The organism is Pseudomonas sp. GW823-FHT01D03 (assembly GCF_058798255.1).
Map to the genome: position 1 here is coordinate 1,361,415 of NZ_JBXAKK010000001.1, position 23,927 is coordinate 1,385,341.

Consider the following 23,927-nt stretch of genomic DNA (forward strand, 5'->3'; position numbering starts at 1 on the left):
GCGCTGAATTCCTTGCGCTGGCCTGTGTCTTACACCGGCAGCGTTGGTTTAAACGCGACGAAATATCCACGGGCAAACGTGTGCGTGTCGCGTTTTCGCATCTTTAACGGTAAAGCCTGTTCAGCCCGTTATACTTGCGACACTACTTGCCGCGATTCGGCATTCCACATATTTCAGCCACCACAAAGGGAGCGGCGGGTGAGTCTCACAGTCATTGCGCAGCGTATGGGTAACACGAGCTTTCAGCGCCTGGTGACTGGCCTTGTATTGAGCACCTTGCTGGTCGGTTGCTCCAGCACCAAATCGGGCAATGTGCGGGTGGTCGATCGCAACAGTGCAGCGGCTCAGCGTCCTGCCGTCACGACCGGGCAGTATGTAGTCCGTCCGGGCGATACGCTGTTTTCCATCGCTTTTCGCTACGGCTGGGACTACAAAGCCCTCGCGGCCCGGAACAATATTCCTACGCCGTATACGATCCACCCGGGTCAGACAATTCGCTTCGACGGTCGCACCGGTTCAACGCCGACGGCGGTGGTGAGCAACAGCAGTTCCTCACCATCGTCTTCAAGCAAAACCACGGTAATCCGGCGTCAGGCGAATGGCACCACGACCACCACGGTGACCGGCTCCAAGGCAGGTTCTGCGGGGGCTGCACCGTCCGTCGCGAACAAATCGACCCCGGCTCCGATGCCTCCACCGGGCCCGGCCCCGACCGGCTGGGGATGGCCATCTAATGGCATTCTGATTGGAAAATTCTCTTCAAACGGTAGTTTGAATAAAGGAATTGATATCGCCGGAGATTTGGGACAGCCTGTTTTAGCTGCGTCTGATGGGACGGTGGTTTACGCCGGGAGTGGCTTAAGGGGCTACGGCGAATTAGTCATCATCAAACACAGCGAAACCTACGTCAGTGCCTACGGACATAACCGCAGGCTGTTGGTACGGGAGGGGCAGCAGGTCAAGGTCGGACAGACAATTGCCGAAATGGGGTCCACGGGTACAGACCGGGTGAAACTGCATTTTGAGATTCGCCGCCAAGGTAAACCTGTAGATCCGCTGCAGTTCCTGCCCAGACGTTGATTTGAGGCCAGCCTGTTCCGTCGCGTAGAGGGGACAGGCTCCAGCGCTGCCAAGGATAAAGGCGTCGCTTGAGCTTGGGGTCGAACTCACCAAAGGACTATAACAATGGCTCTCAGTAAAGAAGTGCCGGAGTTTGACATCGACGATGAGGTTCTCCTTATGGAGGCCGGCATCGATTCGGATTCGATGTCGAATGATGAAGGGGCTGCTCCACCTTCCGTTCGTTCCAGATCCAAACACTCCGCTTCACTTAAACAACACAAGTACATCGACTACACCCGGGCACTCGATGCCACGCAGCTGTATCTCAACGAAATCGGCTTTTCTCCACTGCTCTCCCCCGAGGAAGAAGTTCACTTTGCGCGTCTGTCGCAAAGTGGCGATCCGGCGGGGCGCAAGCGCATGATTGAAAGTAACCTGCGGCTGGTCGTGAAGATCGCCCGGCGTTATGTCAATCGGGGGCTGTCGCTGCTGGATCTGATCGAAGAGGGCAACCTCGGCCTGATCCGCGCAGTGGAAAAGTTCGATCCCGAGCGCGGCTTCCGCTTCTCGACCTACGCGACCTGGTGGATTCGTCAGACTATCGAGCGCGCGATCATGAATCAGACCCGGACCATCCGGCTGCCGATCCATGTGGTCAAGGAGCTCAACGTGTACCTGCGGGCCGCACGAGAGCTGACGCAAAAGCTCGATCACGAACCCTCACCCGAAGAAATCGCCAACCTGCTGGAAAAACCGGTGGGCGAGGTCAAGCGCATGCTCGGCCTGAACGAGCGGGTTTCTTCGGTCGACGTCTCGCTGGGTCCGGATTCGGATAAAACCCTGCTGGACACCCTGACGGATGACCGTCCGACCGATCCATGCGAACTGCTGCAGGACGACGACCTGTCGCAGAGCATCGATCAATGGCTCTCGGAACTGACCGACAAACAGCGCGAGGTGGTCGTACGCCGCTTCGGCCTGCGCGGCCATGAGAGCAGCACGCTGGAAGACGTAGGCCTGGAGATCGGCCTGACCCGGGAGCGGGTGCGGCAGATCCAGGTGGAGGGCCTCAAGCGCCTTCGCGAAATCCTTGAGAAGAATGGCCTGTCGAGCGAGTCGCTGTTCCAGTAAGCGCCTCTGACGCCCACCCATTAAAAGCCCCGACTGGTTCGGGGCTTTTTTATTGCTCGAATATTGGCTGAATACTGTCTGTGGCGAGGGAGCTTGCTCCCGCCGGGTTGCGCAGCAACCACAAAGATTCACGAGCGCTGCGCGCTCAAGCGAGAGCAAGCTCCCTCGCCACAACGTTCACTGCCGGACATACGGTTAGCATTTCCATCGTTTGTAGTCTCGCGGTGTAAGCCTTGGCTTACTCTTTCGTAAGCGTTCCCTATTTTTGCAGGACGGCAGACGTCGATTGCTCACGGCTGGCGTATTTAACTAGTTGATTAATAAGCTTATTTTGTAAGGTGAAGTGCTTATTACAGCGATTTTCAGCCCGCGAGGCCGATTGCTCCCGGCGGGGAACTCTTTAGTATCAGCACTGTGTCGACGGATAGACACGCCCTTCAAGGAAGAGGGGAACGGACATCGCAGGACGCGATTCATCAGGACGATGAAAAGGAATACAGGGAATAGGGAAAAAATGTGGGCGGGTCAAACCGCCCCTTTTTTTGCCTGTAGAAAAGTAAAATCCGAAAAAGCAAAAAGGCCCGCAAGGGGCCTTTTGGTAACGCGCGACAGATCAGCGTTCGAGGTCTTTGATCTTGCCTTTGACGCCATCCCACTCTTCGGCATCCGGCAGCGATTCTTTCTTCTCGGTGATGTTCGGCCAGATTTCAGCCAATTCAACGTTGAGTTGAATGAACTCCTGCATATCCTCTGGAACTTCGTCCTCAGAGAAAATGGCCACGGCCGGGCATTCCGGTTCGCACAGGGCGCAGTCGATGCACTCGTCCGGGTGAATTACCAGGAAGTTCGGGCCTTCGTAAAAGCAGTCCACCGGACAGACTTCTACGCAGTCGGTGTACTTGCACTTGATGCAGTTGTCGGTGACGACGAAGGTCATTTCTAATTTTCTCCTCAGGCGGCGGCAGCGTAGCCCCTTCACGGTTGGGGTCGCCAGGTTCGGGAGCGATGTCTGCCAGCCAGGCTATTAGCCGGCAGCATCCCAAACCGCGCGAGATTCTAACAGCTTGAAGCCGTTTGCGTTATATCCGGTTCTTCGCTGCTTAGATCCGGTTCTTAAGTGCATATAACAATTCGAGCGCTCGACGCGGGGTCAGGTCATCGAGATCCACTTTCGCCAACTCATCGAGCACTGGATGCGGCAGGCTGGCAAACATGTCGCTCTGCTGCGGAACGGCCGGCTTGCCTTTGACGGCAGGCTTGGGCGCTTCATGCGGCAATGCGGTGTCTTCCAATCGGCTCAGGTGCTCACGGGCACGCACGATCACTTCACTCGGCACGCCGGCCAGTTGTGCCACCGCCAGGCCGTAGCTCTGGCTGGCAGGCCCCGGCAACACGTGGTGCAGGAATACGATGCGCTCGTTGTGCTCGGTGGCATTCAGATGCACGTTAGCCACCAACGGCTCGGCTTCCGGCAGCACGGTCAGTTCGAAGTAGTGTGTGGCAAATAGAGTATAGGCACGCAGATGCGCCAGACGCTCGGCGGCGGCCCATGCCAGGGACAGACCATCGAAGGTGCTGGTGCCACGGCCGACTTCGTCCATCAGCACCAGGCTGCGTTCGGTGGCGTTGTGCAGGATGTTGGCGGTTTCGCTCATCTCGACCATGAAGGTCGACCGACCGCCGGCCAGGTCGTCGCTGGAGCCGATCCGGGTGAAGATCCGGTCCACCAGCGACAGTTCGCAACTGGCCGCCGGCACGAAGCTGCCGATATGCGCCAACAGTACGATCAACGCGGTCTGGCGCATGTAGGTGGATTTACCGCCCATGTTCGGGCCGGTGATTACCAGCATCCGGGTGTTGTCATCCAGGCTCAGGTCGTTGGCCACGAACGGCGTGGTCAGCACCTGCTCGACCACCGGGTGACGGCCCTGGGTGATACGCATGCATGGCTCGCTGACGAAGCGCGGGCAGTTCAGATCAAGGTTCAGCGCACGCTCGGCAAGGTTGCTCAGCACATCCAGCTCGGCCAATGCGCCGGCAGTGTCCTGCAGCGGTGGCAACTGGCTGATCAGATCTTCCAGCAGCGCCTCGTAGAGCATTTTCTCGCGGGCCAGGGCACGGCTCTTCGCCGACAGCGCCTTGTCTTCGAATTCTTTCAGCTCCGGTGTGATGAAGCGTTCGGCGCCCTTCAGGGTCTGGCGACGGATGTAGTCGGCCGGGGCGGATTCCGCCTGCTTGCTCGGCAGTTCGATGAAGTAGCCGTGAATGCGGTTGTAACCGACTTTCAGGTTGGCCAGACCGGTGCGGGCCTTTTCCCGGGCTTCCAGATCGATAAGGAACTGGCCGGCGTTTTCGCTCAGCGATTGCAACTCGTCGAGTTCGCTGTCGTAACCGGTTTTCAGCACGCCGCCGTCGCGGATCACCGCTGGCGGGTTGTCGATGATGGCTTTTTCCAGCAGCGCCGCCAGTTCCGGGTAGGTGCTGGTGGTGGTCGCCAGGCGTTGCAGGTGCGGCGCTTCGAGGTCGGTCATTGCCACTTGCAGTTGCGGCAGGGCACCAAGAGCATCGCGCAGGCGAGCGAGGTCACGGGGACGCGCGTTGCGCAGGCCGATCCGCGCGAGAATCCGCTCGATGTCGCCGATTTCCTTGAGCTGCGGCTGCAGCTTTTCGAAGCGGTAGCCGTCGAGCAGGCAAGTGATCGAGGTCTGCCGCGCCAGCAGCACGGTCAGATCGCGCAGCGGACGGTTCAGCCAGCGGGTCAGCAAACGGCTGCCCATTGCGGTCTGGCAGCGATCAACCACCGATTGCAGGGTGTTGTCGCGGCCGCCGGCCAGGTTGGTATCCAGTTCCAGGTTGCGGCGGCTCGCGCCGTCGAGCACCACGGTGTCGTCCAGACGCTCATGACGCAGGCTACGCAGATGGGGCAGGGCGGTGCGCTGGGTTTCCTTGGCGTAGGCCAGCAGGCAACCGGCGGCGCCGATGGCCAGGGTCAGGGTTTCGCAACCGAAGCCTTTCAGGTCTTGTGTGGAAAACTGCTGGCAGAGACTTTTCAGCGCTGAATCACGCTCGAAATCCCACGGCGCGCGACGACGCACACCACGGCGTTTTTCCGCCGGCAGGTCTTTCGGCCAATCGTCCGGGATCAGCAGCTCCACCGGGTTGACCCGCTCCAGCTCCGCCAGCAGGTTTTCCCAGCCCTTGATCTCGAGCACAGTGAAGTTGCCGCTGGTGATGTCCAGCACCGCCAGACCGAACAGACGCTCGTCGCCGAGTACTGCGGCAATCAGGTTGTCGCGGCGTTCATCGAGCAGCGCTTCGTCGCTGACCGTACCCGGGGTGATGATGCGCACCACCTGACGTTCCACCGGGCCCTTGCTGGTGGCCGGGTCGCCGACCTGCTCGCAGATCACCACCGACTCACCGAGCTTGACCAGTTTCGCCAGGTAACCTTCCGCCGCGTGGTAAGGAATCCCGCACATCGGGATCGCTTGCCCTGCCGACTGACCACGTGCGGTCAGGGTGATGTCGAGCAACTTGGCAGCCTTCTTCGCGTCTTCATAGAAGATCTCGTAGAAGTCGCCCATGCGATAGAACATCAGCTGATCCGGGTGCTGATTCTTCAGGCGCCAGTATTGCTGCATCATCGGGGTGTGGGAGGACAGGTCGGAGACGGCTTTATTCATCGGATTGTCAGGTAACTCGTTAAATGATGTAGGGCAAAAGCGAGGGCAACCGCCGGGCTTTTCCGCGATGGGCGCAAGGTTACCATGGGCGGTCGGCTCGACGCAGGCATGACGGCCGGCTGACACTTTCTGCGTTTAATTGTGATTTATGCATGATTTATGCAAATCAGCATTTGTCTTCGGAAAAAACTTCAAGCACTATGCGCGTTATGCAAAAACGCAACGTATCCTCCGTCTTAAGAGCACTGCTCGACCAGCACGGGATCTCCCCCACGGAGCTCCACCGTCGCACCGGCGTGCCTCAATCAACGCTCTCGCGGATTCTCAGCGGGAAGATCGTCGATCCTTCGGATAAACACATTTCGAAGATTGCCGAATACTTCAATGTAAGCACTGATCAATTGCGCGGCCGCGCAGACGTCGCGATTGCGACCGGTGGCGCGCGCGATGACGTGCATGCGGAACTCAAGGACATAAGCCTGTGGGACGACGATACCCCTGTCGATGACGACGAGGTGTCGGTGCCCTTTCTTCGCGAGGTTGAATTGGCTGCTGGATCAGGAAGATTCGTCATCGAAGAGAGCGAACGCTCTAGCCTGCGCTTCGGCAAACGCAGCCTGCGCCATAACGGTGTGCAGTTCGACCAAGCCAAATGCGTGACGGTGCGCGGTAACAGCATGATGCCGGTGTTGCGTGACGGCGCCACGGTCGGAGTCAATGCCGGCAAGTGCGGCATCGGCGACATCATTGATGGCGACCTGTACGCGATCAACCACAACGGTCAGTTGCGCGTGAAGCAGCTCTACCGCCTGCCGACCGGCATCCGTCTGCGCAGTTTCAACCGTGATGAACATCCGGACGAGGACTACAGCTTCCAGGACATGCAGGAAGAGCAGATCGTCATCCTCGGTCACGTCTTCTGGTGGGGCATGTACGCCCGATAGGCAATCCCCTCCACAGCAAACCCGTCTCATGACGGGTTTTTTTTCGTCTTAACAAAACCCTCGAACCCTTTATTTATGCGGGCTGCATGCAGCTGTGCATTTATTGCGCATAAATAAATGCATTTATGCATTGACTGTATATGCATCCATGCATATTCTTGCCACCAAGCCGCTCGACAAAGCGGCTGGCAACAACAGCTCTTTAGTTCCACAAGAACAGGCAGCGATGAACCGGCCTCAACGGTTCAGAGGGTTGGCAACTGACCCGGGTGTGCAGCGTAAAGCACCAGAAGCAGTTATCCGGCGGGCAGGGACCGCGGTCGGAAAAACAATTTGAATGGACTCGTACCGCGCCAGTAGCGCCGAAAAGTCAGCTTCCTTCTCGATTACAGGATTTGAAGGAAGGCGAAGGAGCGCATTACTGAAAAGCCCGGCGTAATTGCCGGGCTTTTTGGAATGCCTACCTGAAGAGACATCGCTTGAACCCAACACACAACACTCATCAACTGAACCAGGAGGCGTGACATGACAACCGAGCAACAAGCGTTGGCGGACATGCCGATCTGGCTGGTCATCCTCCTCGCTGTAGTGGGCGGGGTGTCCGGCGAAATGTGGCGCGCCGACAAGGAGGGCGCCCGCGGCTGGTCATTGCTGCGGCGTCTGGCCCTGCGCTCCGGCGCCTGCATGATCTGCGGCGTCTCGGCGATCATGCTGCTGTACGCCGCCGGGCTATCCATCTGGGCCGCCGGTGCCTTCGGTTGCCTGACCGCCATGGCCGGGGCCGACGTCGCCATCGGTCTGTACGAACGCTGGGCCGCCAAGCGCATCGGCGTCTGCGAAGTTCCCCCGCCGCGCGATCCCCAGTAACTCAACACTTTCCTGCCTCGCTGCAACTGATGCGGCGGGGCTGCGCGTGGACAATTGAAAAGGAGGTCATGCATGCCCGCACCGATCCAGCAGCCTTCGCAGCTGTTCACGGCGATGGCGACAACCTTGCGCAACAGCGCCGGCCTGAATCTGCAGGTCGGCAATCATGACGACTTCACGGCACCCGGCGCTCAGGCCTGGGCATTGATCGACTTCGACCGTAATGCACCCGGTGCACGTGCCGCTGACGGGCGAATTGCCCACGTCATGACGGTATCGCTGCAAGTCATTCCGGCACTTTCTGCGAGCGCATTTGCCGCCTGCGATCTGATCGCGGTGCTGAAAAACCTGATCACCGACAACCGTTGGAGCCTGCCCGGCGATCAATGCGATTTGCCGATGAACATTGATGGGCTGCCGTCAGTGCTCACACGCGCCGATCAGCAATACAAGGCTTGGACCCTGACTTTCACCCAGACCCTCTATCTCGGCCCGACCTTGCTCGACGACCCGCTCGGCACGCCGAAATTCGCCCGTACCTGGGAAGTCAGCGACATCGACGACCCCGACCAATACACCGCGCTGGAGGCCTGACCGATGTTCGACGCACTACTGCGCATGCAACTGGGGCCGATTATCGAGCGGCTGGCCGAGATGGAAGCGGAAATCGACGACCTGCACCGCCGCGCCGAGAGTTTCTGTCGCATCGGTGTCTGTCAGACCGTCGATGCCGCGAGCAACACCTGCCAGGTCAGCCACGGTGGACTGCTCACACCGGCGATCAAGTTTTTCAACCCGAGCGCCGGAGCGCAGAGCGAGTCACGAATTCCCAGCGTGGGCGAGCAGTGTCTGCTGCTCAACTACGGCAGCGGTGAAAGTGGCGCGCAAAGCGTGGCGTTGTTTGGTTTGAACAGTGACCGCTTTCCACCGACGGCGACGGTACCGACGCTGACGCGCCGGGTGCACGTTGATGGCAGTGAAAGCGGCTACGACGACGCCACACACATTCTGCACTGGCAGAACGGCCCGGCGGCTTTCACCGGTTCTCGCGAATCGCTTGCACTGAGCATCGGCCCGGCGCAACTGACGATGACGCCACAGCTGATCAGCCTGCAACTGGGCGCCGCCGGTCTGACCATCGACGCCTCGGGCGTGCACTTCAGCGGCCCGTTGGTGGATCACCAGGGCCGCGTCATCAGCCCCTGAATCAAGAGCTTCCCATGATCGGAATCGATAGAGACTCCGGGGCCACGGTCGACGACTGGCTGCAGTTCGTGCAGCGCGCGACCCGGGCCCTGACCACGCCGCTGGGCACCCGGCAAAAAAGGCCCCTTTATGGCTCGCTGATCCCCACGCTGCTGGGGCAGAACCTCGGTGATGACGTTCTGCTCTTGGCCCAGAGCCATGCGGCTCAGGCGTTCTACAACACGCAGAACGGGATCAGTGATTTTCAGCCGAGCGTGATCGTCGCCAGCCGTCACGGCGTCGGCCTGCTGCTGCGTTTCGCCGGCACCTGGAAAAACCGTCAACAGACATTCGAGGTCGTGACATGAGCATGTTGATCCCCGGCCAGAACCAATTGGCCGAACCGGCGCTGATCACTGTCGACGCTTTCGAAGACTTGCTCGCCGAGTTCAAGACCTTCGTCGTCGAATACGTCGGCGCCCGGGCGCCGGACAGCGCGGCGAAACTCAAGACCAGCCTGGAAAACGAGAGCGAATTGCTGACCCTGGCGCTTGAGGCTTTCTGCGTGCGCCTGCAAACCCACGAACGCAAATACAACGCCCGCATCAAGCAGATGCTGGCGTGGTGGGCGACTGGCAGCAACCTCGATGCACGGCTGGCGGACATGGGCCTGGAGCGCCAGTTACTCGATGCGGGTGACCCGGCAGCCTTCCCGCCAATATCACCGATTTATGAAAGCGACGACGACGCCCGGTTGCGTTACTACCTGGCGCCGCACGCCCCGGCAGCGGGCTCGCGAATGCAGTATCGCCGCGAGGTATTCACCCTCGGTGAACGGCCGACGGTGAAGGTCGAATCCAGCGATGGCGGTGTGGTGAACGTCACCTACACCTTCAACCCGGACGGCTTGGCGGCACAGGTCAAGGACGGCAATGGTCGCCGCACGGCGCCGGGCGAGGTGCAGGTCACGGTGCTGTCGCGAGACGGCGATGGCACTCCGTCTGCAGCGTTGCTGGATGGCGTGCGTCAGCACTTCGCCCGCCCTGATGTGCGGCCGGAAACCGACCTCGTCACGGTCAAGGCTGCCGACATTCACCGCTACAAGATTCGCGTGGTGGCGAAGATCAATTCCGGCCCCGATTCGGGCCTGACCCAAGTCGCCGCGCAGCAACAATTGCAGGCCTACGCCGACAGTTGCCATCGCCTCGAAGGGCGGGTCGATCCGAGCTGGATCGACTACACGCTGCACAGCGCTGGCGCCGTGCAACTGCAGATTCTTGAACCGCTGGCGCCGATCGTCACCACGGCGTTTCAGGCGCCGTACTGCACGGCGGTCGAGGTCGAGGTGCTGACGCTATGAGTGAGCCAATACAACGCCCGACCTTGTTGCCAGCCAACAGCTCGGCACTCGAACGTGGACTGGATCTGGGCTTTGGCGCACTGCTGGATCGCATCGCGCCGCCGTTCCCCGAACTGATGAATCCGAGCGAAACACCGGTGGCATTCCTGCCGTATCTGGCAGCGGATCGCGGTATCGCCGAATGGAGCACCAGCGCACCGGAAGCGGAAAAGCGCCTGACCGTCGAACTGGCCTGGCCCACCGCGCGCCAGGCCGGTACTCGCAAGGCGCTGGAAAACGCAGCCAAGGGTTTGCAACTGCGCCCCGAAGTCCGCGCCTGGTACGAACAGACGCCTCCCGGCGTGCCTTACAGCTTCAGCGTGCGCGCTTTCAGCGATCAACCTTACAGCGCAGAAATCGACGCCCGTCTCGACCGGCGTCTGGCCGATGCCAAGAGCGAACGGGACATTCTTTCGGTGACGGTTGGCTTGAGTGCGTTTGGCAGTCATTGCATCGCCGCTGCGACTTTCTGCGGTGAGCTGACCACGGTTTATCCGGTGTTCATCGAAGGGCTCGAAACCTCTGGCGAGGCGTTCATGGCCGCCGCGATGTACACCGTCGAAACATCCACTATTTATCCTCAGGGGGCCTGAATGGCTGACTACTACACCCTGCTCACCAACGCAGGGATTGCCTACGAAACGGCGTGCAAGGCCGCGGGCCTGCCGATCAAGCTGACGCAGATTTCTGTCGGCGACGGTGGCGGCGCGGTCTACAACCCGGCCGCGACCGCCACCGCGCTGAAACGCGAAGTCTGGCGCGGGCCGCTCAACGCCCTGTTCCAGGACGAGAAAAATCCGAGCTGGCTGCTCGCCGAAGTGACCATCCCGCCGGATGTCGGCGGCTGGTACGTGCGTGAAGCGGGGCTTTGGACCGACACCGGGATTCTCTACGCGATCGTCAAATATCCGGAGTCGTTCAAGCCGGTTTTGGCCTCGTCGGGCTCGGGCAAAGAGTTCTACATTCGCTCGATTTTCGAGACCAGCAATGCGTCGCTTGTGACGCTGCTGATCGACGACACGGTGGTCAAGGCCACTCGTGCGTGGGTCATGAGTTACCTCGCCGAAGAACTCGGCAAACTCGATGGCAAGCAATCGGTGCGCGTCGCGGCCTCTATCAACATCGTGCTGAACGGTGCGCAACAGATCGACGGCGTGGCCGTGATTGCTGGTGATCGCGTTTTGCTGGCGAACCAGACCCTGGCCAAGGACAACGGCCTGTGGATCGTCGCCAATGGCGACTGGGTGCGGGCGACTGATGCCAACAGCAGTGCCAAGGTCACGCCGGGCCTGACGGTCATGGTCGAGGAGGGTACGGCGAACGGCGATTCGCTGTGGCACCTGACCACGAATGCGCCGATCACCCTCGGCACCACCGCGCTGACGTTCAAGATGCTCGCCGGGCGTACCGGGATTGCTGCCGGGACTTACAAGAGCCTGACGGTTGATGAATATGGTCGGGCGACGGCAGGTGCGAATCCTGAAACGTTGGCCGGTTTTGGCATCAAGGATTCCTACACCAAGGCTGAAGTTGAAGCGCTGATTGCCAAGGCTTCGGCGCTGCCAGTGGGTTCGATTGTCGCGTTCCCGGTTGATGCACCGCCGCCGGGCTTTCTGGAGCTGGATAACAGCGTCAAGAGCAGCGCGACTTACCCGGACTTGAGCGCTTATCTGGGTGGCAAGTTCAACAAGGGTGATGAGGGCGTTGGGAATTTCCGTTTGCCCGAGGCGCGTGGGGAGTTTTTGCGCGGTTGGGATCATGGGCGCGGCGTAGACGCTAGCCGTGTGGTTGGCTCGACCCAAAAGGGTACGGTAACTACTTTCGACAGCAACCCGAATCCGAACCTCACGGTCGAGGTTGTGCAGGCATCGGTGGCGGCTGCACAGGCCGATGTATTCGTAGCCACTGATTATCCTGGGGTAGCCAGGACGTACACGACTTCGGGAGTTGTAACCTCGTCGATACTGGCGGATGGCGGAGTTGTGAGGCCGCGCAACATCGCCGTCATGTGGTGCATCAAAGCGTGGAACGCCCCGGTTAATCAGGGAACCATCGATGTCGCCGCGCTGGCCAAGGAAGTCGAACGGCTCAAATCCGCTGTTCCGGTGGGTGCTGTTTTGGCCTTCCCGACGGGGATCGTTGCGCCCGGTTATCTGGAGCTGGATGGCAGTGTGCAGAGCATTGCGACTTATCCGGATCTGGCGGCTTTTCTAGGCACAACCTACAACAAGGGCGATGAGGGCTCCGGCAACTTCCGCTTGCCGGAATCACGCGGTGAGTTCTTGCGTGGTTGGGATCATGGACGTGGGGTGGATGCTGGTCGACAGATTGGTACGGTTCAACTGGATGCGATGCAGCGCCTGACCGGTGCGATATCTGCAGCAGACTCCACTGGAATGGGCCAGATACTCAACGGTGTGTACGGTGGGTCGAAGTCCGGCGTGTCAAAGGGCGTAAATGCTGCTGTTGATGCTTACACCTCCATAGATTTTGACAACGCCCGACAAGCCCGGACAGCAACAGAAAATCGTCCCCGCAACATCGCCGTCATGTGGTGCATCAAGGCCTGGAACGCGCCGGTCAATCAGGGAAGTATCGACATCTCCGTGCTCTCTGAACAGCTAAAACAGCTTTCGTTGAATGGACCCCTTGCAGGGGACATTCGAAACGCTCGGGTCTCGATTCCGGTTGCTGCTCCGACTGCGACATTCACAGCTTCCGAGATCGTTCTGGGAGATGGGAATGGGAAAAGGGTGGTTATTTCCAACTTCAACCAGAGCCTCAACCTGTCGGCTTCGGTCAAGGGCCTGGGGGCAATGGATGCGGGCGCAGCGCCGGTCAATGGGTTTGTCGCGTTGTACGCGCTTTACAATCCTGCGTCCAAATCCACCGGCATTATTGCCGTCAATGCCACAGCTGTAATCGCTCCGAAACTGTTGGCGGGTGTTGCTCCTGATGGCTATACATTTTCCGCGCTTCTCAGCATTTTGCCGACGAATGCCAGCGCTCAGTTTGCTGTAGCTGAACAAGTTGATCGTCAGGTGTTCTATGGCGCTCAAGTGTTGTCGACAACCGTCTCGGTTTCGACTCTCACAGGGTTGTCGATCTCTGCCGCTGTCCCATTGAATGCCAAGTCGGTTTCCGGAAACTTTCAAGGCTCGGTGTCGGCCAATGGATACAGCATGGCGCTTGCCGGGTCGGCTGCCGCCATAGGTCTTCAGACCTTTATCGTTAACTTTACAGGAACCGGCGGCGGGTCATTTCTGGATGTTCCCTTGTTGTCGCCGCAAACGCTGTTTTATCGCCTGACCAGCGCTGGAACCTTTAATGCTTTTGCGATCACGACGAATAGTTACAGATTTTGAGAGTGAACCCAGTGGAAGATAAATCACGCATAAACGTCATGTTCTCGGATGAAACTCAAACGAAGATCGTTGCGGTTTTTTCCTGCCCTCAAGATGAGGGAAATTACGCCAATCTGGGGGTGGTCGAACCGCAGGATCAACGCTATCTGACTTACATGTCGGAGTCTCCAGTTGATCCGCAGCTGAGCCCTTCACAGATAATTGCGTCCGAGAGATATCGTCGGGAAGGTCTCGGTATCGTTGTGGGATCAATGGCTATCGAAACATCTCGCGACAGTCAGGCGCTGATCGCCAGCACCGGTCTGTCCGCCATTCTCGACCCCGAGTACCGCTGCAACTTCAAAACCCTCAATGGTTTTGTCGAGATCGGCGCCGAACAGATTCTCGCCATTGCCAAAGCTGTAAGGGCGCACGTCCAGGCTTGCTTCGACCGAGAGCTTGAGTTGCTCCGGGCCATTGAAGTGGGCAGCTACACCGAGGAAATGCTCGAAGAAGGTTGGCCGGATTCTCTACAAGCGACATCCGTCTCGGCTCCCCAGTAAACGCCCCTCACCCCGGGGCGTTTTCTTGTCCGCTTAAAACCAATCAACACCCGCCAAAGCCCCTCCCCACGAGGGGCTTTCCCGTTTATGGAGAAACGAAAAATGGCAACCCGCCAAACCTACACCGTGCTCGTCCCATTCCCCACCGGTGGTGGGCACTGGTCGAGCGTCGGTCAAGACCTTGATCTGCTCGACGTCGAGGCCAGTGCCTTGCACACCGCCGGTCGACTGGAACTGAAAACACCCTCCACCCAGGCCAAAAAGGCCGCTGCCAAGAAGGCTGACTAACCATGGCTGAGGTTTTGAACTTCGAGCACAACGGCATTACCGTCAATGCCACCGAATCCCCCGAGGCCATGGGTGGCCTGGGTGACAACGTCATCGGTCTGGTCGGCACCGCGCCGAAAGCCGATCCGCTGATTCCGCGCAACGCACCGTTTCGCATCAACAGCTTCACCACTCATGCGCTGCTCGATCCGACCGGTTCGGAAGAGGGCACCCTTTATCACGCGGTTTACCAGATCCTCAAAGTGGTCAAGGTGCCGGTGTACGTGGTAATCGTCGAAGCGGGCGCAACCCCGGCCGACACTGTCAACGCGGTGATCGGCGGTGTTGAGCCAGCCACCGGCCGCAAACTCGGCCTGGCCGCACTCGGCAGCGTCCCGGAAGACCTGACCATCATCGGCGCGCCGGGCTTCACCGGCACCAAAGCGGTGGCCAGCGAGTTCGCCTCGTTCGGCAAGCGCATCAAGGCCCGCGTGGTGCTGGATGGCAAGGACGCCTCGGTCGCTGATCAAGTGACTTACAGCCAGGAACTGGGCGGTGCCGATCTCGGTTTCGACCGCTGCCTGGTTGTGCACAACATGCCGGCCGTGTACTCGAAAGCGGCGAAGAAAAATGTCTTCCTCGCACCGTCCAGCCTGGCGATTGCCGCGCTGGCCAAGGTCAAGCAGTGGGAGAGCCCGGGCAACCAGGTGACCTACGCCGAAGACGTTTCCCGCGTCGTTGAATACAACATCCTCGACACCTCCACCGAAGGCGATCTGCTCAACCGCTACGGTGTCAGCTATTACGCCCGCACCGTGCTGGGCGGCTTCTCGCTGCTGGGTAACCGCTCGATCACCGGCAAGTTCATCAGCTACGTCGGCCTCGAAGATGCGATCAGCCGCAAGCTGGTCAAGGCCGGCCAGAAAGCCATGGCAAAGAACCTGACCAAGTCGTTCATGGATCAGGAGGTCAAGCGCATCAACGACTGGCTGCAGACCTTGGTCGCCGACGAAACCATCCCTGGCGGCAGCGTGTACCTGCACCCGGAACTCAACAGCGTCGAGAAGTACAAGAACGGCACCTGGTACGTGGTCATCGACTACGGCCGCTACGCGCCGAACGAACACATGGTTTATCAACTCAACGCCCGCGATGAAATCATCGAGCAGTTCCTGGAGGACGTTCTCTAATGTTTACCAACCGCGTAAGACAGGCCATCGCGGCCACCCTGCAAGGCTTGCCGTTGTCGGCGACCGTTGAGGAGTTCACTCCGCCGAAGATCGAATTCGACATGGAAAGCATGACGGGCGGGCGCTTCATCGTTGAGGAAATGGCCAAGAGCGCCAAGGCGCTGAATGCCACGCTCAAGCTGCAAGGCACCGGTGCTGAAGTGTTGCTGGCGATGGGGGTGAAGCTGGGCGACGACATCCTGCTGAACGTGCGTGAAGCCGGTCAGGATCAGGACGGCAACACCTGGTTCACCTATCACACCATCGGCGGCAAGCTCAAAACCATGGGTGAAGACGCGATCAAGATGGGCGGCAAAGCCCTGACGACGCTGGACTTCTCCTGCCGCACCTACAACCGCCTGGAAAACGGCATTCCGGTGATCGACATCGACGTGCGCACCCAGAAATTCGTGCTCAACGGCGTCGACATCCTCGGTGATGCGCGCCGTGCGGTGCTGATGCCGTAACCCTCGGCACACCATAAACCCTGTAGGAGTGAGCCTGCTCGCGATGAGTTCAGCACATGCAACATCAATGTGTCTGAAAGATCGCTATCGCGAGCAGGCTCACTCCTACAAGGGAATAGCGACACCCCCTAAAAAAGAATCACCAAGGAATTCATACATGTCGTGGATGCCACCCAAGCATGACCTGCTGTCGCCGATCACCGGTGACGACGGCGCGCAGATCGAACAGATCCAGCTCAAGCCGCTGTTCTACGCCGCGCAGAAAGAAGCGCTGGAACGCGCCGGCGATGATGAAGACGATCAGTTCTTCGAACTGGCGCTGCTCGCCACCGGCCTGTCGATCAAGGAACTCGACCAGCTCAAACGCCCGGACTACGTGAGCATCGCCCAGTACGTGCACGAGATGTCGACCCGTCCGGCGTCGCACTTTCTGGAGCAGGTCGAGAACGCGGAAAAGTCCGCCGATCCTGACGAAGTGCAACTGCTGCAACCGCTCGCCGTGACTGGCCGCACCGTGACCTCGCTGTCGCTGGAAATGCCCGCACTGCGCGCCACCAAAGTGATGAAAAAACTGAAAACGGCCAAGGAACGCGCCGAATTCATCACCGCCCATTGCACCGGCCTGATGATCCCCGATCTGGCCCATCTAAGCGTCCCGGACTGGACCCAATTGCAGGTGCGCATCGACGATTTTTTAAACCAGCCGGCGGCCTACTTTCGGAACGCGACATCGAAGTAATCCTCGATATCGTCCCGCTCATTTACCCGGTAAGTGAGGCGGAGATTCTGGAATGGGACGCCGAAAAGGCGTTGCGCCGCTACGACATAGCGATCACTCGCCTTGGCGTGAAACAGGAGTAGAGCGGCATGGCAGAGAGTAAAAACGCGCTCATGTACGCCGGTGAGAGCACAGGTTCCGCGAGCCGCAATATCGGCTTGACCACCGCAGCAACGAGCACGACTACAGCAGGCCTGGATCGGGATAAGGTCGCCGACCTGAGGCAAGCGTTGAGCACGGCAAGTGACCGAATCGTTTCGCTGACTGCAGCCATCGATTCGCTGATCCTCACCTTGGCGACCCAACGTTCTTTGTTCAAGAGCGCGGTCAATGGCGAAGGCGGATCTTCCGCGCAGAAGGCTGCAGACAAGGTAGCCGGCGCCGTCCCTCCCGAACTGCTCAAAGCCGCTGTCGCGATGGACACAGCCGCTGCGAACCTGAGCGAAGTCGCTCGACTGACTCCGGTTCAGGGCAAGGAAATGGCTCAGGCAAGCCTGATCACGGCCAGTGCGCCGTTAGTGGCTGCCGGAGGAACCACCGGGGTTGAATTGGTCAATGCCGCGGCGTTGGGTGCCAAGGCGGGGATTGGCATCGACTTGCCTAATGCCTCGGACAAGCAGTTCGAACTGCTGAAATTTGCCGATGACGCTGCGCTCACCGCGTCAGCATTCAAGGTGCCTGCGCTACAAGTCGCCGAGATGATGGCGGCTTGGCGTACCTCGATGAAATTGACCCGTGATCAGGCCATCGATCTGGCAGATGCGGCTCACCACCTGGGCAAAATGCCCGGAGATGTAAACGCGGCAGACATCGGCTCGGTGTTGCAGCGTTCCGGCGACGCGGCAATTGCTGCGGGGTTGCAACCCGAGCAAGCCGCAGCGCTGTCGGCAGCTTTGCTGAACACCGGAACGAAAGAAGGTGAAGCAAGCGTCGCGTTGAAAAGCATTTCCACAGCCTTGAGCAAGGGAGACCAGGTCTCTGTCGCCGAACAGGGGGCGTGGAAACAACTGGGGCTCGATCCCAAGGCCGTGTCTGCGGCGATGCGTGATCCGAACAAGGACAATGCACAAGGCGCGTTGCTGACAGTGTTGGCCGCATTGAACGCCAGACCGCCAGACCAACGCGCAGTGTTGGCCAGGACGTTGTTCTCCGATGGCGGTGATGCTGCGCAGAAACTCTCGCAAAACCTCGGTGAGGTTAATGAGACGTTCTGGCAGGTCAAGGACAAGCAGCGATACGCGACGTCGGAGCTGGGCGAGAAGGGGTCGGTAAAACAGGCTGCCCTGGCGCGTTCCGCTACTCAGCAAGGACAGCTGAATATTCTGAGCGCCCGTAGCGAACGCTTGGCCGTCGCCAAAGGCAACGCGTTGGCGCCCTCCAGCGATTCGCTGGCCTCTGCTGGGGTCGACAAGCTCAGTGAACTGACTGAAACCTATCCGAAAGCCGCTGGCGTGGTGTTGACGGTGAGCGCGTTTCTCAAACCGTTGTTCGATCAAGCGCTCGATGCCATTGGCAGCGATATCAAAGGCCGGGTTGGCAAGAAAGTCGTGGACAAGGGCCTGTCCGTTTTCACCGGTGCCGCCACCGGCACAACGGGGGCCGCCGCTGCTGGCAGCGGTTTGAAGATCCTCGAGCAAACTTCGCGGGTGCGGGCTCCGCTCCTGGAGTCGACCACCGCTGCCATGCGCCCTCTGTCACGCGCAATGCCCTGGCCTGTAAAAACCGTCGCTGCCCTCGCAGGCCTGGCGGCCGGGGTGGCCACTGGTGACGAAACCCAGATAGCTAAAAGCGTCGGCGCAGCGGGCGGTGGAATGGCCGGCGCTCTTGCAGGTTCTGCTTTCGGCGCGTCACTCGGAGCCGTGGGTGGCCCACCCGGCATGGCCATAGGAGGCCTTCTCGGTGGATTGCTTGGCGGTTGGCTGGGCAGTGAGGGCGGTTCCCTTCTGGGCGAAAAACTCGGCAGTACCCCACCGGACAAACTCGCAGCACCGGCTCAGGTCAGTCAGGCGCTGGCCAGCGCCCAGGCGCCCACGGTGCCTGCCCCCTATGCGCCCACTGTTCAGGTGTATTGCAGCGATCCGGGCAGTGTGGAAAAGATCGGTCAGTTGGTCGACTTTCACCTGAGATCTCAATTCAGCAACGAATTCATTCCACTAATGAACACCAACAGCCTCGCCACCCGCCGTGACGCAGCCCTCACCGATGGAGTCGACTGATGAAACAACAAATGGCTCTAGGCAGTTTTATCTTCGGCCTGTCGCGCAACTTCGCTTACAGCACGCTGGCGCGAAAGTCCGACGGTGGCTGGAGTGACATCCAGATCCTGACCAGCAAACCGAAGTCCAGTCAGACCGGGCAGAAAGCGGAATCGCTGACCATCAGCGGCACCTCGATGTATGCCGTGGCCATGGATCGACTCGATGAATTACGCGCACTTCAGGCACAGCGGGTGCCGCTGCCGTTGATTGACGGTATCGGGCGCAACTGGGGCCTGTGGCGGATCAACAGCATCGACGAGAACCAGAGCGAGGTCATCGATGACGGCACCGCGATGGTGATCAAGTGGGTGGTTGGGTTAACGGAGTTCAACAATGCGTAAGGTACGAAGCGTGGCCGGTGATTCAGTGAATCTGCTGCTCTACCGCGAAACCGGGCGCAGTGATGACGCCGCCGAAGAGGCCCTGTGGAAACTCAACCCGACCCTGGCCGAACACGCCCCGATCCTGCCTGCGGGCGTTTGGGTCACGTTGCCGGAACTCGATTCGAAACCGGCCACGATCAAACCGCTCACGGCCTGGGATTAAGGAGGTTGCATGGCACTGGGTTTCACCCCGGCGGTAAGACTCTACGGGGCCCATTCGGCCCTGCTCAATCAACGCCTGATCAGTTGGGAACACATCGATGCAGCCGGTTTCGAGTCCGATCAATTGACGTTGACGATCGATCTTGAAGGCCTCGAAGGGCTGCCGGATCTGGGCGGGAAAATCGGCCTTGAGGTCGGTTATCTGGAGTCGGGAATGGTCGACAAGGGCCAGTTCAAAGTGACGCGTCTGACGCCGACGCTGTTCCCGTTTCGCCTGACGCTGGTGGCCACGGCGGCGCCGTTCAGCAAGGATGATGAGACGGGCTTCAAGCAACGTCGCACGGCCAGTCATGGCCCGACCACATTGGGTGCGCTGTTTCGCAAACTGGTGTCGAGCCATGGTTTTTCGCCGCGCGTTGCGCCCGAGATGTCGATGATCAGAATCGAGCACGTCGACCAGTCCAACGAAACCGACATGAGCTTTCTGACGCGCCTGGCGAAAAAGTACAACGCGGTGACCAAACCCTACAACGACGTGTACGTGCTGGCCCGTCCCGGCCAGACCAAATCATTGTCGGGTCAGGTGCTGGCGGACGTGACCTTGTCGGTCACCAGCAACAACCGTCCCGGCGATCACGCATTCGTCAGCGCCACGCTGGAGGAGTCTGCCCGCGAGCAGACCAAGGGCTGCAAGACCTGTTTCTGGGATGGCGCCGCGGGTGTGTTGCGCTGGGTTGAAACGGGGCTCGCGCCGTTCAAGACCCTCCGCCAGAAGCAACCCAGCGAAGCCGATGCGATCGCCGTCGGCGAGGGCGAAGTGCGCAAGATGCTCCGGCAGAAGTACAAAGTGAAAATCACCTGTCCCGGCAATCCACTGCTGGCCGCCGAAGGTCTGGTGCTGCTCGATGAGACCTGGCCGGACTTCATGCGTGGGCGCTGGTCGATCGAAAAAGTCACCGCCAGTGGCAATCGCGAGAACAGCTATCGCTGCGTGATCGATGCCGCTTGCCTCGACCCGAAAGCCGAAGCCAAGGACTGATCTCACACCCACGAGTCCCCTGTAGGAGTGAGCCTGCTCGCGATAGCGGTGTGTCAGGCACATTGATTGTGGATGTGGCACCGCCATCGCGAGCAGGGCTCACTCCTACAGTGGATTCGTGGTGTTTTCCGCAATTTCTTTCAACTCTGGAACACCACCATGAAGATCACCCCGATCCTCACGCAGCTGCGTGCGCAATGCCCAGGCCTTGCCAATCACATTGCGGTGGGTGTCGATCTGGCGTTGCTGCAAGGCAATGCCGATCTGCCGACACCCTCGGCTCATGTTCTGCCCCTGGCGGATCTCGCCAGCACCAGCACCGCACAAAACCTCACCGCGCAACCGATCCGCGACCGCTTCGAAATCGTCTTGGCGCTCGACGCCAGCGACAGCACAAAAGCGCTGGATCTGTTGCACGACCTGCGCGCCGAACTGTGGCGCGCGCTGGTGGGGTTCAAGCCCGATTCCAACTACAGCGCCATCGTTTACGACGGTGGCGAGATGGTCTCGATCAACAGCAGCCGGGCCTTCTATCGGCTGCGCTTTTTTACCGAGTTCCAGCTCGGCCGCAATCTGCCGAGTCAGCCTGCGGAGAGTTGGCACGAACGTGAACTGGACGGTTTGTCGTCCTTTACCGGGGTCACCGTGCGGGTCGATGCGATCGACCCGGCCGACCCCAATCTGAAACACCCGGGCCCTGACGGGCGCGTGGAACTGACTTTCTCTGGAGACGTAACCCCATGAGCAATCGCATCACCGTACTGCCGGCCGCTGGCCGTGCCGTGCCTGACCCGGAAGCGGGCGATCTGCTGCCCAAAGAAGGCCGTGAAGTGCTGGACAGCGCCTGGTGGCGCCGACGTCTGGCCGACGGCGATATCACTATCAAAACCGTAAAAGTCAAAGCACAGGGAGCCAAATAATGGCGATCGGATTCAGCAACATCCCCGCGGACATTCGTGTACCGCTGTTCTATGCCGAAATGGACAACTCGGCCGCCAATAGCGCGACTTCGGCCATGCGCCGTTTGATCGTCGCTCAGGTCAACGACAACATCGCTCCGACTGAAGTCGGCAAACTGGTGCTGGTCTCCAGCGTCGCGCTGGCAAAAAGCATCGGCGGTCAGGGCTCGATGCTCGCCTCGATGTACGAGACCTTCCGCAAGGCCGACCCGATCGGCGAGATCTGGTGCCTGCCGCTGCACAACACTGAAGGCGCCATCGCCAAAGGCGTGCTGACCCTGACTGGCACTGCGACTCAGGCTGGCGTGCTCAACCTGTACGTCGCTGGTGTGCGTGTGCAGGCCACCGTGGTCAACGGTGCCACCGCTGCTCAAGCGGCTACTGCACTGGCGCAGAAAATCAACGCCACCGCCGATCTGCCGGTGAGCGCTGCGGCTGCCGAAGGTGTGGTCACTCTGACCGCCAAGTGGACCGGCGACAGCGGTAACGACATCAGCCTGCAGTTCAATCGTCTGGGCAAGAGCAACGGCGAAGAAACCCCGGCCGGCCTGACCACTGCGATCACCGCCATGACCGGCGGCGCCGGTGTGCCGGATCAGGTCGCAGCTGTGGCTGCACTGGGCGACGAGCCGTTCGAGTTCATCGCGCTGCCGTGGTCGGATCTGTCGACCCTCAATACCTGGCAAGCAGTGATGGATGACAGTACCGGTCGCTGGTCTTGGGCCAAGCAACTGTTCGGTCACGTCTACAGCGCAAAGCGCGGCACTGTCGGCACCCTGGTTGCTGCTGGCCAGGCACGTAACGACCAGCACATGACCATTCAGGCGCTGGAGCCGGGCGTACCGCAACCGTTCTGGGTACAGGCGGCAGCACTGGCTGCGCGCACCGCGGTGTTCATCTCCGCCGATGCCAGCCGTCCGACCCAAAGCGGCAGCCTGCCGGGTGTTGATCCGGCGCCGGCCAGCGAGCGTTTCACCCTCACCGAGCGTCAGTCGCTGCTCAACTACGGCATCGCCACCGCGTACTACGAGGGCGGTTACGTGCGCATCCAGCGTTCGATCACCACCTACCAGAAGAACGCTTACGGGCAGGCCGATAACTCCTACCTGGACAGCGAAACCATGCACCAGTCGGCGTTCATCGTGCGTCGTCTGCAAAGCGTGATCACCAGCAAATACGGCCGGCACAAACTGGCTTCCGACGGCACCCGTTTCGGCGCCGGCCAGCCGATCGTCACTCCGGCGACCATTCGCGGCGAGCTGATTGCGCAGTACGCCAAGCTGGAACTGGAAGGCCATGTGGAGAACGCCGAGCTGTTCGCCGAGCACCTGATCGTCGAGCGCGACGTGCAGGATCCGAGCCGCGTGAACGTGCTGTTCCCGCCGGATTACATCAACGGTCTGCGCGTGTTCGCACTGCTCAACCAGTTCCGTCTGCAATACGACGACGCGGCCTGATAAGCGCGTTTGGCCGTAAGCATTCAGCCCACCTCGGTGGGCTTTTTTATTTGAAGGGAGTAACACCATGGGTCAAGTGATTGCAGGCACCTGCTACGTCAAAGTCGACGGTGCACAACTGACTATCAACGGCGGCTGCGAAGCCCCGCTGATGGCCGTCAAACGCGAAACCGTCGTACCGGGTTTCTACAAGGAAACCGACGTCGCGCCGTCGTTCAAAGTGACCGCGCTGCACACCGCCGACTTCCCGCTGAAGAAGCTGATCGAAGGCACCGACATCACCGTCACCTGCGAATTCAGCAACGGCAAAGTCTACGTGCTGGCCGGTGCCTATCTGGTTGAGGAGCCGGTTTCCAAGGGCGATGACGCCACCATCGAACTGAAATTCGAAGGCATCAAGGGGACCTGGCAATGAGCGGCGCCGTGAAGCTTCAGGTTGCGATCGAAGCTCACGGCGAGCCCCTGACCGAACTCGTCCTGCGCCGTCCGACGGTGCAGGAGGTGCGAGCGATCAAGGCGCTGCCGTACAAGATCGACAAAAGCGAAGAAGTCAGCCTCGACATGGACGTGGCGGCCAAATACATCGCCGTGTGCGCCGGCATCCCGCCGTCGTCGGTCAACCAGCTCGATCTGGCTGACCTCAACGCGCTGAGCTGGGCCGTTGCGAGTTTTTTCATGAGTGCGGCGTCGGAGCCATCACCGACCTGATCGCAGTCGCCTATGACCTGGCCTGGTTCTGGAAGGTTGACC

At 60.0% G+C, this 23,927-nt stretch carries 26 protein-coding genes; 24 read left to right on the forward strand and 2 right to left on the reverse strand.

The window, feature by feature from the left end; genetic code table 11:
* The first annotated feature begins 198 nt into the window (after window positions 1–198).
* Together AC1RBR_RS05940 and rpoS are read left to right on the forward strand one after the other, a co-directional pair.
* On the forward strand, window positions 199–1,080 hold the full coding sequence (locus AC1RBR_RS05940; protein WP_115986308.1) for a peptidoglycan DD-metalloendopeptidase family protein: 882 nt from the start codon (window positions 199–201) through the stop codon (window positions 1,078–1,080).
* Window positions 1,081–1,185: 105 nt separating this feature from the next.
* The gene (gene rpoS / locus AC1RBR_RS05945) at window positions 1,186–2,193 is read left to right on the forward strand and encodes an RNA polymerase sigma factor RpoS (RefSeq protein WP_095138373.1); all 1,008 of its coding nucleotides are present in this window, start codon (window positions 1,186–1,188) and stop codon (window positions 2,191–2,193) included.
* 613 nt (window positions 2,194–2,806) lie between these two features.
* Here the strand turns inward: rpoS and fdxA are convergent.
* Together fdxA and mutS are read right to left on the reverse strand one after the other, a co-directional pair.
* The gene (gene fdxA, locus AC1RBR_RS05950) at window positions 2,807–3,130 is read right to left on the reverse strand and encodes a ferredoxin FdxA (protein WP_003222178.1); all 324 of its coding nucleotides are present in this window, start codon (window positions 3,128–3,130) and stop codon (window positions 2,807–2,809) included.
* 163 nt (window positions 3,131–3,293) lie between these two features.
* On the reverse strand, window positions 3,294–5,876 hold the full coding sequence (mutS, locus tag AC1RBR_RS05955; protein WP_027611048.1) for a DNA mismatch repair protein MutS: 2,583 nt from the start codon (window positions 5,874–5,876) through the stop codon (window positions 3,294–3,296).
* Window positions 5,877–6,076: 200 nt separating this feature from the next.
* Here mutS and AC1RBR_RS05960 point away from each other — a divergent pair, with 200 nt between their 5' ends.
* From AC1RBR_RS05960 to AC1RBR_RS06065, 22 genes are all read left to right on the forward strand, one after another.
* A complete protein-coding gene (locus AC1RBR_RS05960) occupies window positions 6,077–6,820 on the forward strand; it encodes a LexA family transcriptional regulator (RefSeq protein WP_202369560.1) in 744 nt (247 codons plus the stop codon).
* A 525-nt stretch (window positions 6,821–7,345) separates the two neighbouring features.
* Window positions 7,346–7,687, forward strand: a complete 342-nt coding sequence (locus tag AC1RBR_RS05965; RefSeq protein ID WP_095138376.1) for a phage holin family protein — start codon at window positions 7,346–7,348, stop codon at window positions 7,685–7,687.
* Window positions 7,688–7,759: 72 nt separating this feature from the next.
* Window positions 7,760–8,281 (forward strand): hypothetical protein, encoded by a 522-nt coding sequence (locus tag AC1RBR_RS05970; RefSeq protein WP_285374796.1) that lies wholly within the window; start codon window positions 7,760–7,762, stop codon window positions 8,279–8,281.
* A 3-nt stretch (window positions 8,282–8,284) separates the two neighbouring features.
* Window positions 8,285–8,893 carry a phage baseplate assembly protein V gene (locus AC1RBR_RS05975; protein ID WP_492563421.1) on the forward strand — a complete coding sequence of 203 codons (609 nt, stop codon included), beginning with the start codon at window positions 8,285–8,287 and terminating at the stop codon, window positions 8,891–8,893.
* Window positions 8,894–8,907: 14 nt separating this feature from the next.
* Window positions 8,908–9,240, forward strand: coding sequence for a phage baseplate protein (locus AC1RBR_RS05980; RefSeq protein ID WP_492563423.1), 333 nt, complete (start codon window positions 8,908–8,910; stop codon window positions 9,238–9,240).
* Complete coding sequence (locus tag AC1RBR_RS05985) at window positions 9,237–10,232, forward strand: baseplate J/gp47 family protein (protein WP_492563425.1); 996 nt, start codon at window positions 9,237–9,239, stop codon at window positions 10,230–10,232. The genes AC1RBR_RS05980 and AC1RBR_RS05985 overlap by 4 nt, the downstream gene beginning before the upstream one ends.
* Window positions 10,229–10,864 carry a phage tail protein I gene (locus tag AC1RBR_RS05990; RefSeq protein ID WP_492563427.1) on the forward strand — a complete coding sequence of 212 codons (636 nt, stop codon included), beginning with the start codon at window positions 10,229–10,231 and terminating at the stop codon, window positions 10,862–10,864. Before AC1RBR_RS05985 ends, AC1RBR_RS05990 begins: the two co-directional genes overlap by 4 nt.
* A complete protein-coding gene (locus tag AC1RBR_RS05995; protein WP_492563429.1) occupies window positions 10,865–13,636 on the forward strand; it encodes a phage tail-collar fiber domain-containing protein in 2,772 nt (923 codons plus the stop codon).
* 2 nt (window positions 13,637–13,638) lie between these two features.
* Window positions 13,639–14,178 carry a DUF4376 domain-containing protein gene (locus AC1RBR_RS06000; RefSeq protein WP_492563431.1) on the forward strand — a complete coding sequence of 180 codons (540 nt, stop codon included), beginning with the start codon at window positions 13,639–13,641 and terminating at the stop codon, window positions 14,176–14,178.
* A gap of 102 nt (window positions 14,179–14,280) precedes the next feature.
* A complete protein-coding gene (locus tag AC1RBR_RS06005) occupies window positions 14,281–14,466 on the forward strand; it encodes a hypothetical protein (RefSeq protein WP_204895008.1) in 186 nt (61 codons plus the stop codon).
* A gap of 2 nt (window positions 14,467–14,468) precedes the next feature.
* Entirely contained in the window at window positions 14,469–15,635 is a 1,167-nt protein-coding gene (locus tag AC1RBR_RS06010; protein ID WP_095188864.1) for a phage tail sheath protein, read from the forward strand.
* Entirely contained in the window at window positions 15,635–16,141 is a 507-nt protein-coding gene (locus tag AC1RBR_RS06015; protein ID WP_492563434.1) for a phage major tail tube protein, read from the forward strand. The genes AC1RBR_RS06010 and AC1RBR_RS06015 overlap by 1 nt, the downstream gene beginning before the upstream one ends.
* Before the next feature lie 157 nt (window positions 16,142–16,298).
* The gene (locus AC1RBR_RS06020) at window positions 16,299–16,880 is read left to right on the forward strand and encodes a phage tail assembly protein (RefSeq protein ID WP_492563436.1); all 582 of its coding nucleotides are present in this window, start codon (window positions 16,299–16,301) and stop codon (window positions 16,878–16,880) included.
* A 128-nt stretch (window positions 16,881–17,008) separates the two neighbouring features.
* Complete coding sequence (locus AC1RBR_RS06025; protein ID WP_492563438.1) at window positions 17,009–19,135, forward strand: phage tail tape measure protein; 2,127 nt, start codon at window positions 17,009–17,011, stop codon at window positions 19,133–19,135.
* On the forward strand, window positions 19,135–19,518 hold the full coding sequence (locus tag AC1RBR_RS06030; protein ID WP_047601251.1) for a phage tail protein: 384 nt from the start codon (window positions 19,135–19,137) through the stop codon (window positions 19,516–19,518). The genes AC1RBR_RS06025 and AC1RBR_RS06030 overlap by 1 nt, the downstream gene beginning before the upstream one ends.
* Window positions 19,511–19,723 (forward strand): tail protein X, encoded by a 213-nt coding sequence (locus tag AC1RBR_RS06035; RefSeq protein ID WP_492563439.1) that lies wholly within the window; start codon window positions 19,511–19,513, stop codon window positions 19,721–19,723. The genes AC1RBR_RS06030 and AC1RBR_RS06035 overlap by 8 nt, the downstream gene beginning before the upstream one ends.
* A gap of 9 nt (window positions 19,724–19,732) precedes the next feature.
* Window positions 19,733–20,761, forward strand: coding sequence for a phage late control D family protein (locus tag AC1RBR_RS06040; RefSeq protein WP_492563441.1), 1,029 nt, complete (start codon window positions 19,733–19,735; stop codon window positions 20,759–20,761).
* 159 nt (window positions 20,762–20,920) lie between these two features.
* A complete protein-coding gene (locus AC1RBR_RS06045; RefSeq protein WP_253149081.1) occupies window positions 20,921–21,505 on the forward strand; it encodes a phage tail terminator protein in 585 nt (194 codons plus the stop codon).
* The gene (locus AC1RBR_RS06050; RefSeq protein WP_095138390.1) at window positions 21,502–21,681 is read left to right on the forward strand and encodes a DUF2635 domain-containing protein; all 180 of its coding nucleotides are present in this window, start codon (window positions 21,502–21,504) and stop codon (window positions 21,679–21,681) included. Before AC1RBR_RS06045 ends, AC1RBR_RS06050 begins: the two co-directional genes overlap by 4 nt.
* Entirely contained in the window at window positions 21,681–23,177 is a 1,497-nt protein-coding gene (locus tag AC1RBR_RS06055; protein WP_041072261.1) for a phage tail sheath subtilisin-like domain-containing protein, read from the forward strand. The genes AC1RBR_RS06050 and AC1RBR_RS06055 overlap by 1 nt, the downstream gene beginning before the upstream one ends.
* Window positions 23,178–23,244: 67 nt before the next feature.
* The gene (locus tag AC1RBR_RS06060) at window positions 23,245–23,592 is read left to right on the forward strand and encodes a phage tail tube protein (protein WP_007964335.1); all 348 of its coding nucleotides are present in this window, start codon (window positions 23,245–23,247) and stop codon (window positions 23,590–23,592) included.
* The gene (locus AC1RBR_RS06065; RefSeq protein ID WP_003222226.1) at window positions 23,589–23,885 is read left to right on the forward strand and encodes a phage tail assembly protein; all 297 of its coding nucleotides are present in this window, start codon (window positions 23,589–23,591) and stop codon (window positions 23,883–23,885) included. The genes AC1RBR_RS06060 and AC1RBR_RS06065 overlap by 4 nt, the downstream gene beginning before the upstream one ends.
* Window positions 23,886–23,927 lie beyond the last annotated feature (42 nt).

What these genes read in the sequence shown, in the direction of transcription:
- rpoS (WP_095138373.1), top strand. Translation starts at nt 1,186, where the DNA reads ATGGCTCTCAGTAAAGAAGTGCCGGAGTTTGACATCGACGATGAGGTT.
- fdxA (WP_003222178.1), bottom strand. Translation starts at nt 3,130, where the DNA reads ATGACCTTCGTCGTCACCGACAACTGCATCAAGTGCAAGTACACCGAC.
- mutS (WP_027611048.1), bottom strand. Translation starts at nt 5,876, where the DNA reads ATGAATAAAGCCGTCTCCGACCTGTCCTCCCACACCCCGATGATGCAG.
- AC1RBR_RS05960 (WP_202369560.1), top strand. Translation starts at nt 6,077, where the DNA reads ATGCGCGTTATGCAAAAACGCAACGTATCCTCCGTCTTAAGAGCACTG.
- AC1RBR_RS05965 (WP_095138376.1), top strand. Translation starts at nt 7,346, where the DNA reads ATGACAACCGAGCAACAAGCGTTGGCGGACATGCCGATCTGGCTGGTC.
- AC1RBR_RS05970 (WP_285374796.1), top strand. Translation starts at nt 7,760, where the DNA reads ATGCCCGCACCGATCCAGCAGCCTTCGCAGCTGTTCACGGCGATGGCG.
- AC1RBR_RS05975 (WP_492563421.1), top strand. Translation starts at nt 8,285, where the DNA reads ATGTTCGACGCACTACTGCGCATGCAACTGGGGCCGATTATCGAGCGG.
- AC1RBR_RS05980 (WP_492563423.1), top strand. Translation starts at nt 8,908, where the DNA reads ATGATCGGAATCGATAGAGACTCCGGGGCCACGGTCGACGACTGGCTG.
- AC1RBR_RS05985 (WP_492563425.1), top strand. Translation starts at nt 9,237, where the DNA reads ATGAGCATGTTGATCCCCGGCCAGAACCAATTGGCCGAACCGGCGCTG.
- AC1RBR_RS05990 (WP_492563427.1), top strand. Translation starts at nt 10,229, where the DNA reads ATGAGTGAGCCAATACAACGCCCGACCTTGTTGCCAGCCAACAGCTCG.
- AC1RBR_RS05995 (WP_492563429.1), top strand. Translation starts at nt 10,865, where the DNA reads ATGGCTGACTACTACACCCTGCTCACCAACGCAGGGATTGCCTACGAA.
- AC1RBR_RS06005 (WP_204895008.1), top strand. Translation starts at nt 14,281, where the DNA reads ATGGCAACCCGCCAAACCTACACCGTGCTCGTCCCATTCCCCACCGGT.
- AC1RBR_RS06010 (WP_095188864.1), top strand. Translation starts at nt 14,469, where the DNA reads ATGGCTGAGGTTTTGAACTTCGAGCACAACGGCATTACCGTCAATGCC.
- AC1RBR_RS06015 (WP_492563434.1), top strand. Translation starts at nt 15,635, where the DNA reads ATGTTTACCAACCGCGTAAGACAGGCCATCGCGGCCACCCTGCAAGGC.
- AC1RBR_RS06020 (WP_492563436.1), top strand. Translation starts at nt 16,299, where the DNA reads ATGTCGTGGATGCCACCCAAGCATGACCTGCTGTCGCCGATCACCGGT.
- AC1RBR_RS06025 (WP_492563438.1), top strand. Translation starts at nt 17,009, where the DNA reads ATGGCAGAGAGTAAAAACGCGCTCATGTACGCCGGTGAGAGCACAGGT.
- AC1RBR_RS06030 (WP_047601251.1), top strand. Translation starts at nt 19,135, where the DNA reads ATGAAACAACAAATGGCTCTAGGCAGTTTTATCTTCGGCCTGTCGCGC.
- AC1RBR_RS06035 (WP_492563439.1), top strand. Translation starts at nt 19,511, where the DNA reads ATGCGTAAGGTACGAAGCGTGGCCGGTGATTCAGTGAATCTGCTGCTC.
- AC1RBR_RS06040 (WP_492563441.1), top strand. Translation starts at nt 19,733, where the DNA reads ATGGCACTGGGTTTCACCCCGGCGGTAAGACTCTACGGGGCCCATTCG.
- AC1RBR_RS06045 (WP_253149081.1), top strand. Translation starts at nt 20,921, where the DNA reads ATGAAGATCACCCCGATCCTCACGCAGCTGCGTGCGCAATGCCCAGGC.
- AC1RBR_RS06050 (WP_095138390.1), top strand. Translation starts at nt 21,502, where the DNA reads ATGAGCAATCGCATCACCGTACTGCCGGCCGCTGGCCGTGCCGTGCCT.
- AC1RBR_RS06055 (WP_041072261.1), top strand. Translation starts at nt 21,681, where the DNA reads ATGGCGATCGGATTCAGCAACATCCCCGCGGACATTCGTGTACCGCTG.
- AC1RBR_RS06060 (WP_007964335.1), top strand. Translation starts at nt 23,245, where the DNA reads ATGGGTCAAGTGATTGCAGGCACCTGCTACGTCAAAGTCGACGGTGCA.
- AC1RBR_RS06065 (WP_003222226.1), top strand. Translation starts at nt 23,589, where the DNA reads ATGAGCGGCGCCGTGAAGCTTCAGGTTGCGATCGAAGCTCACGGCGAG.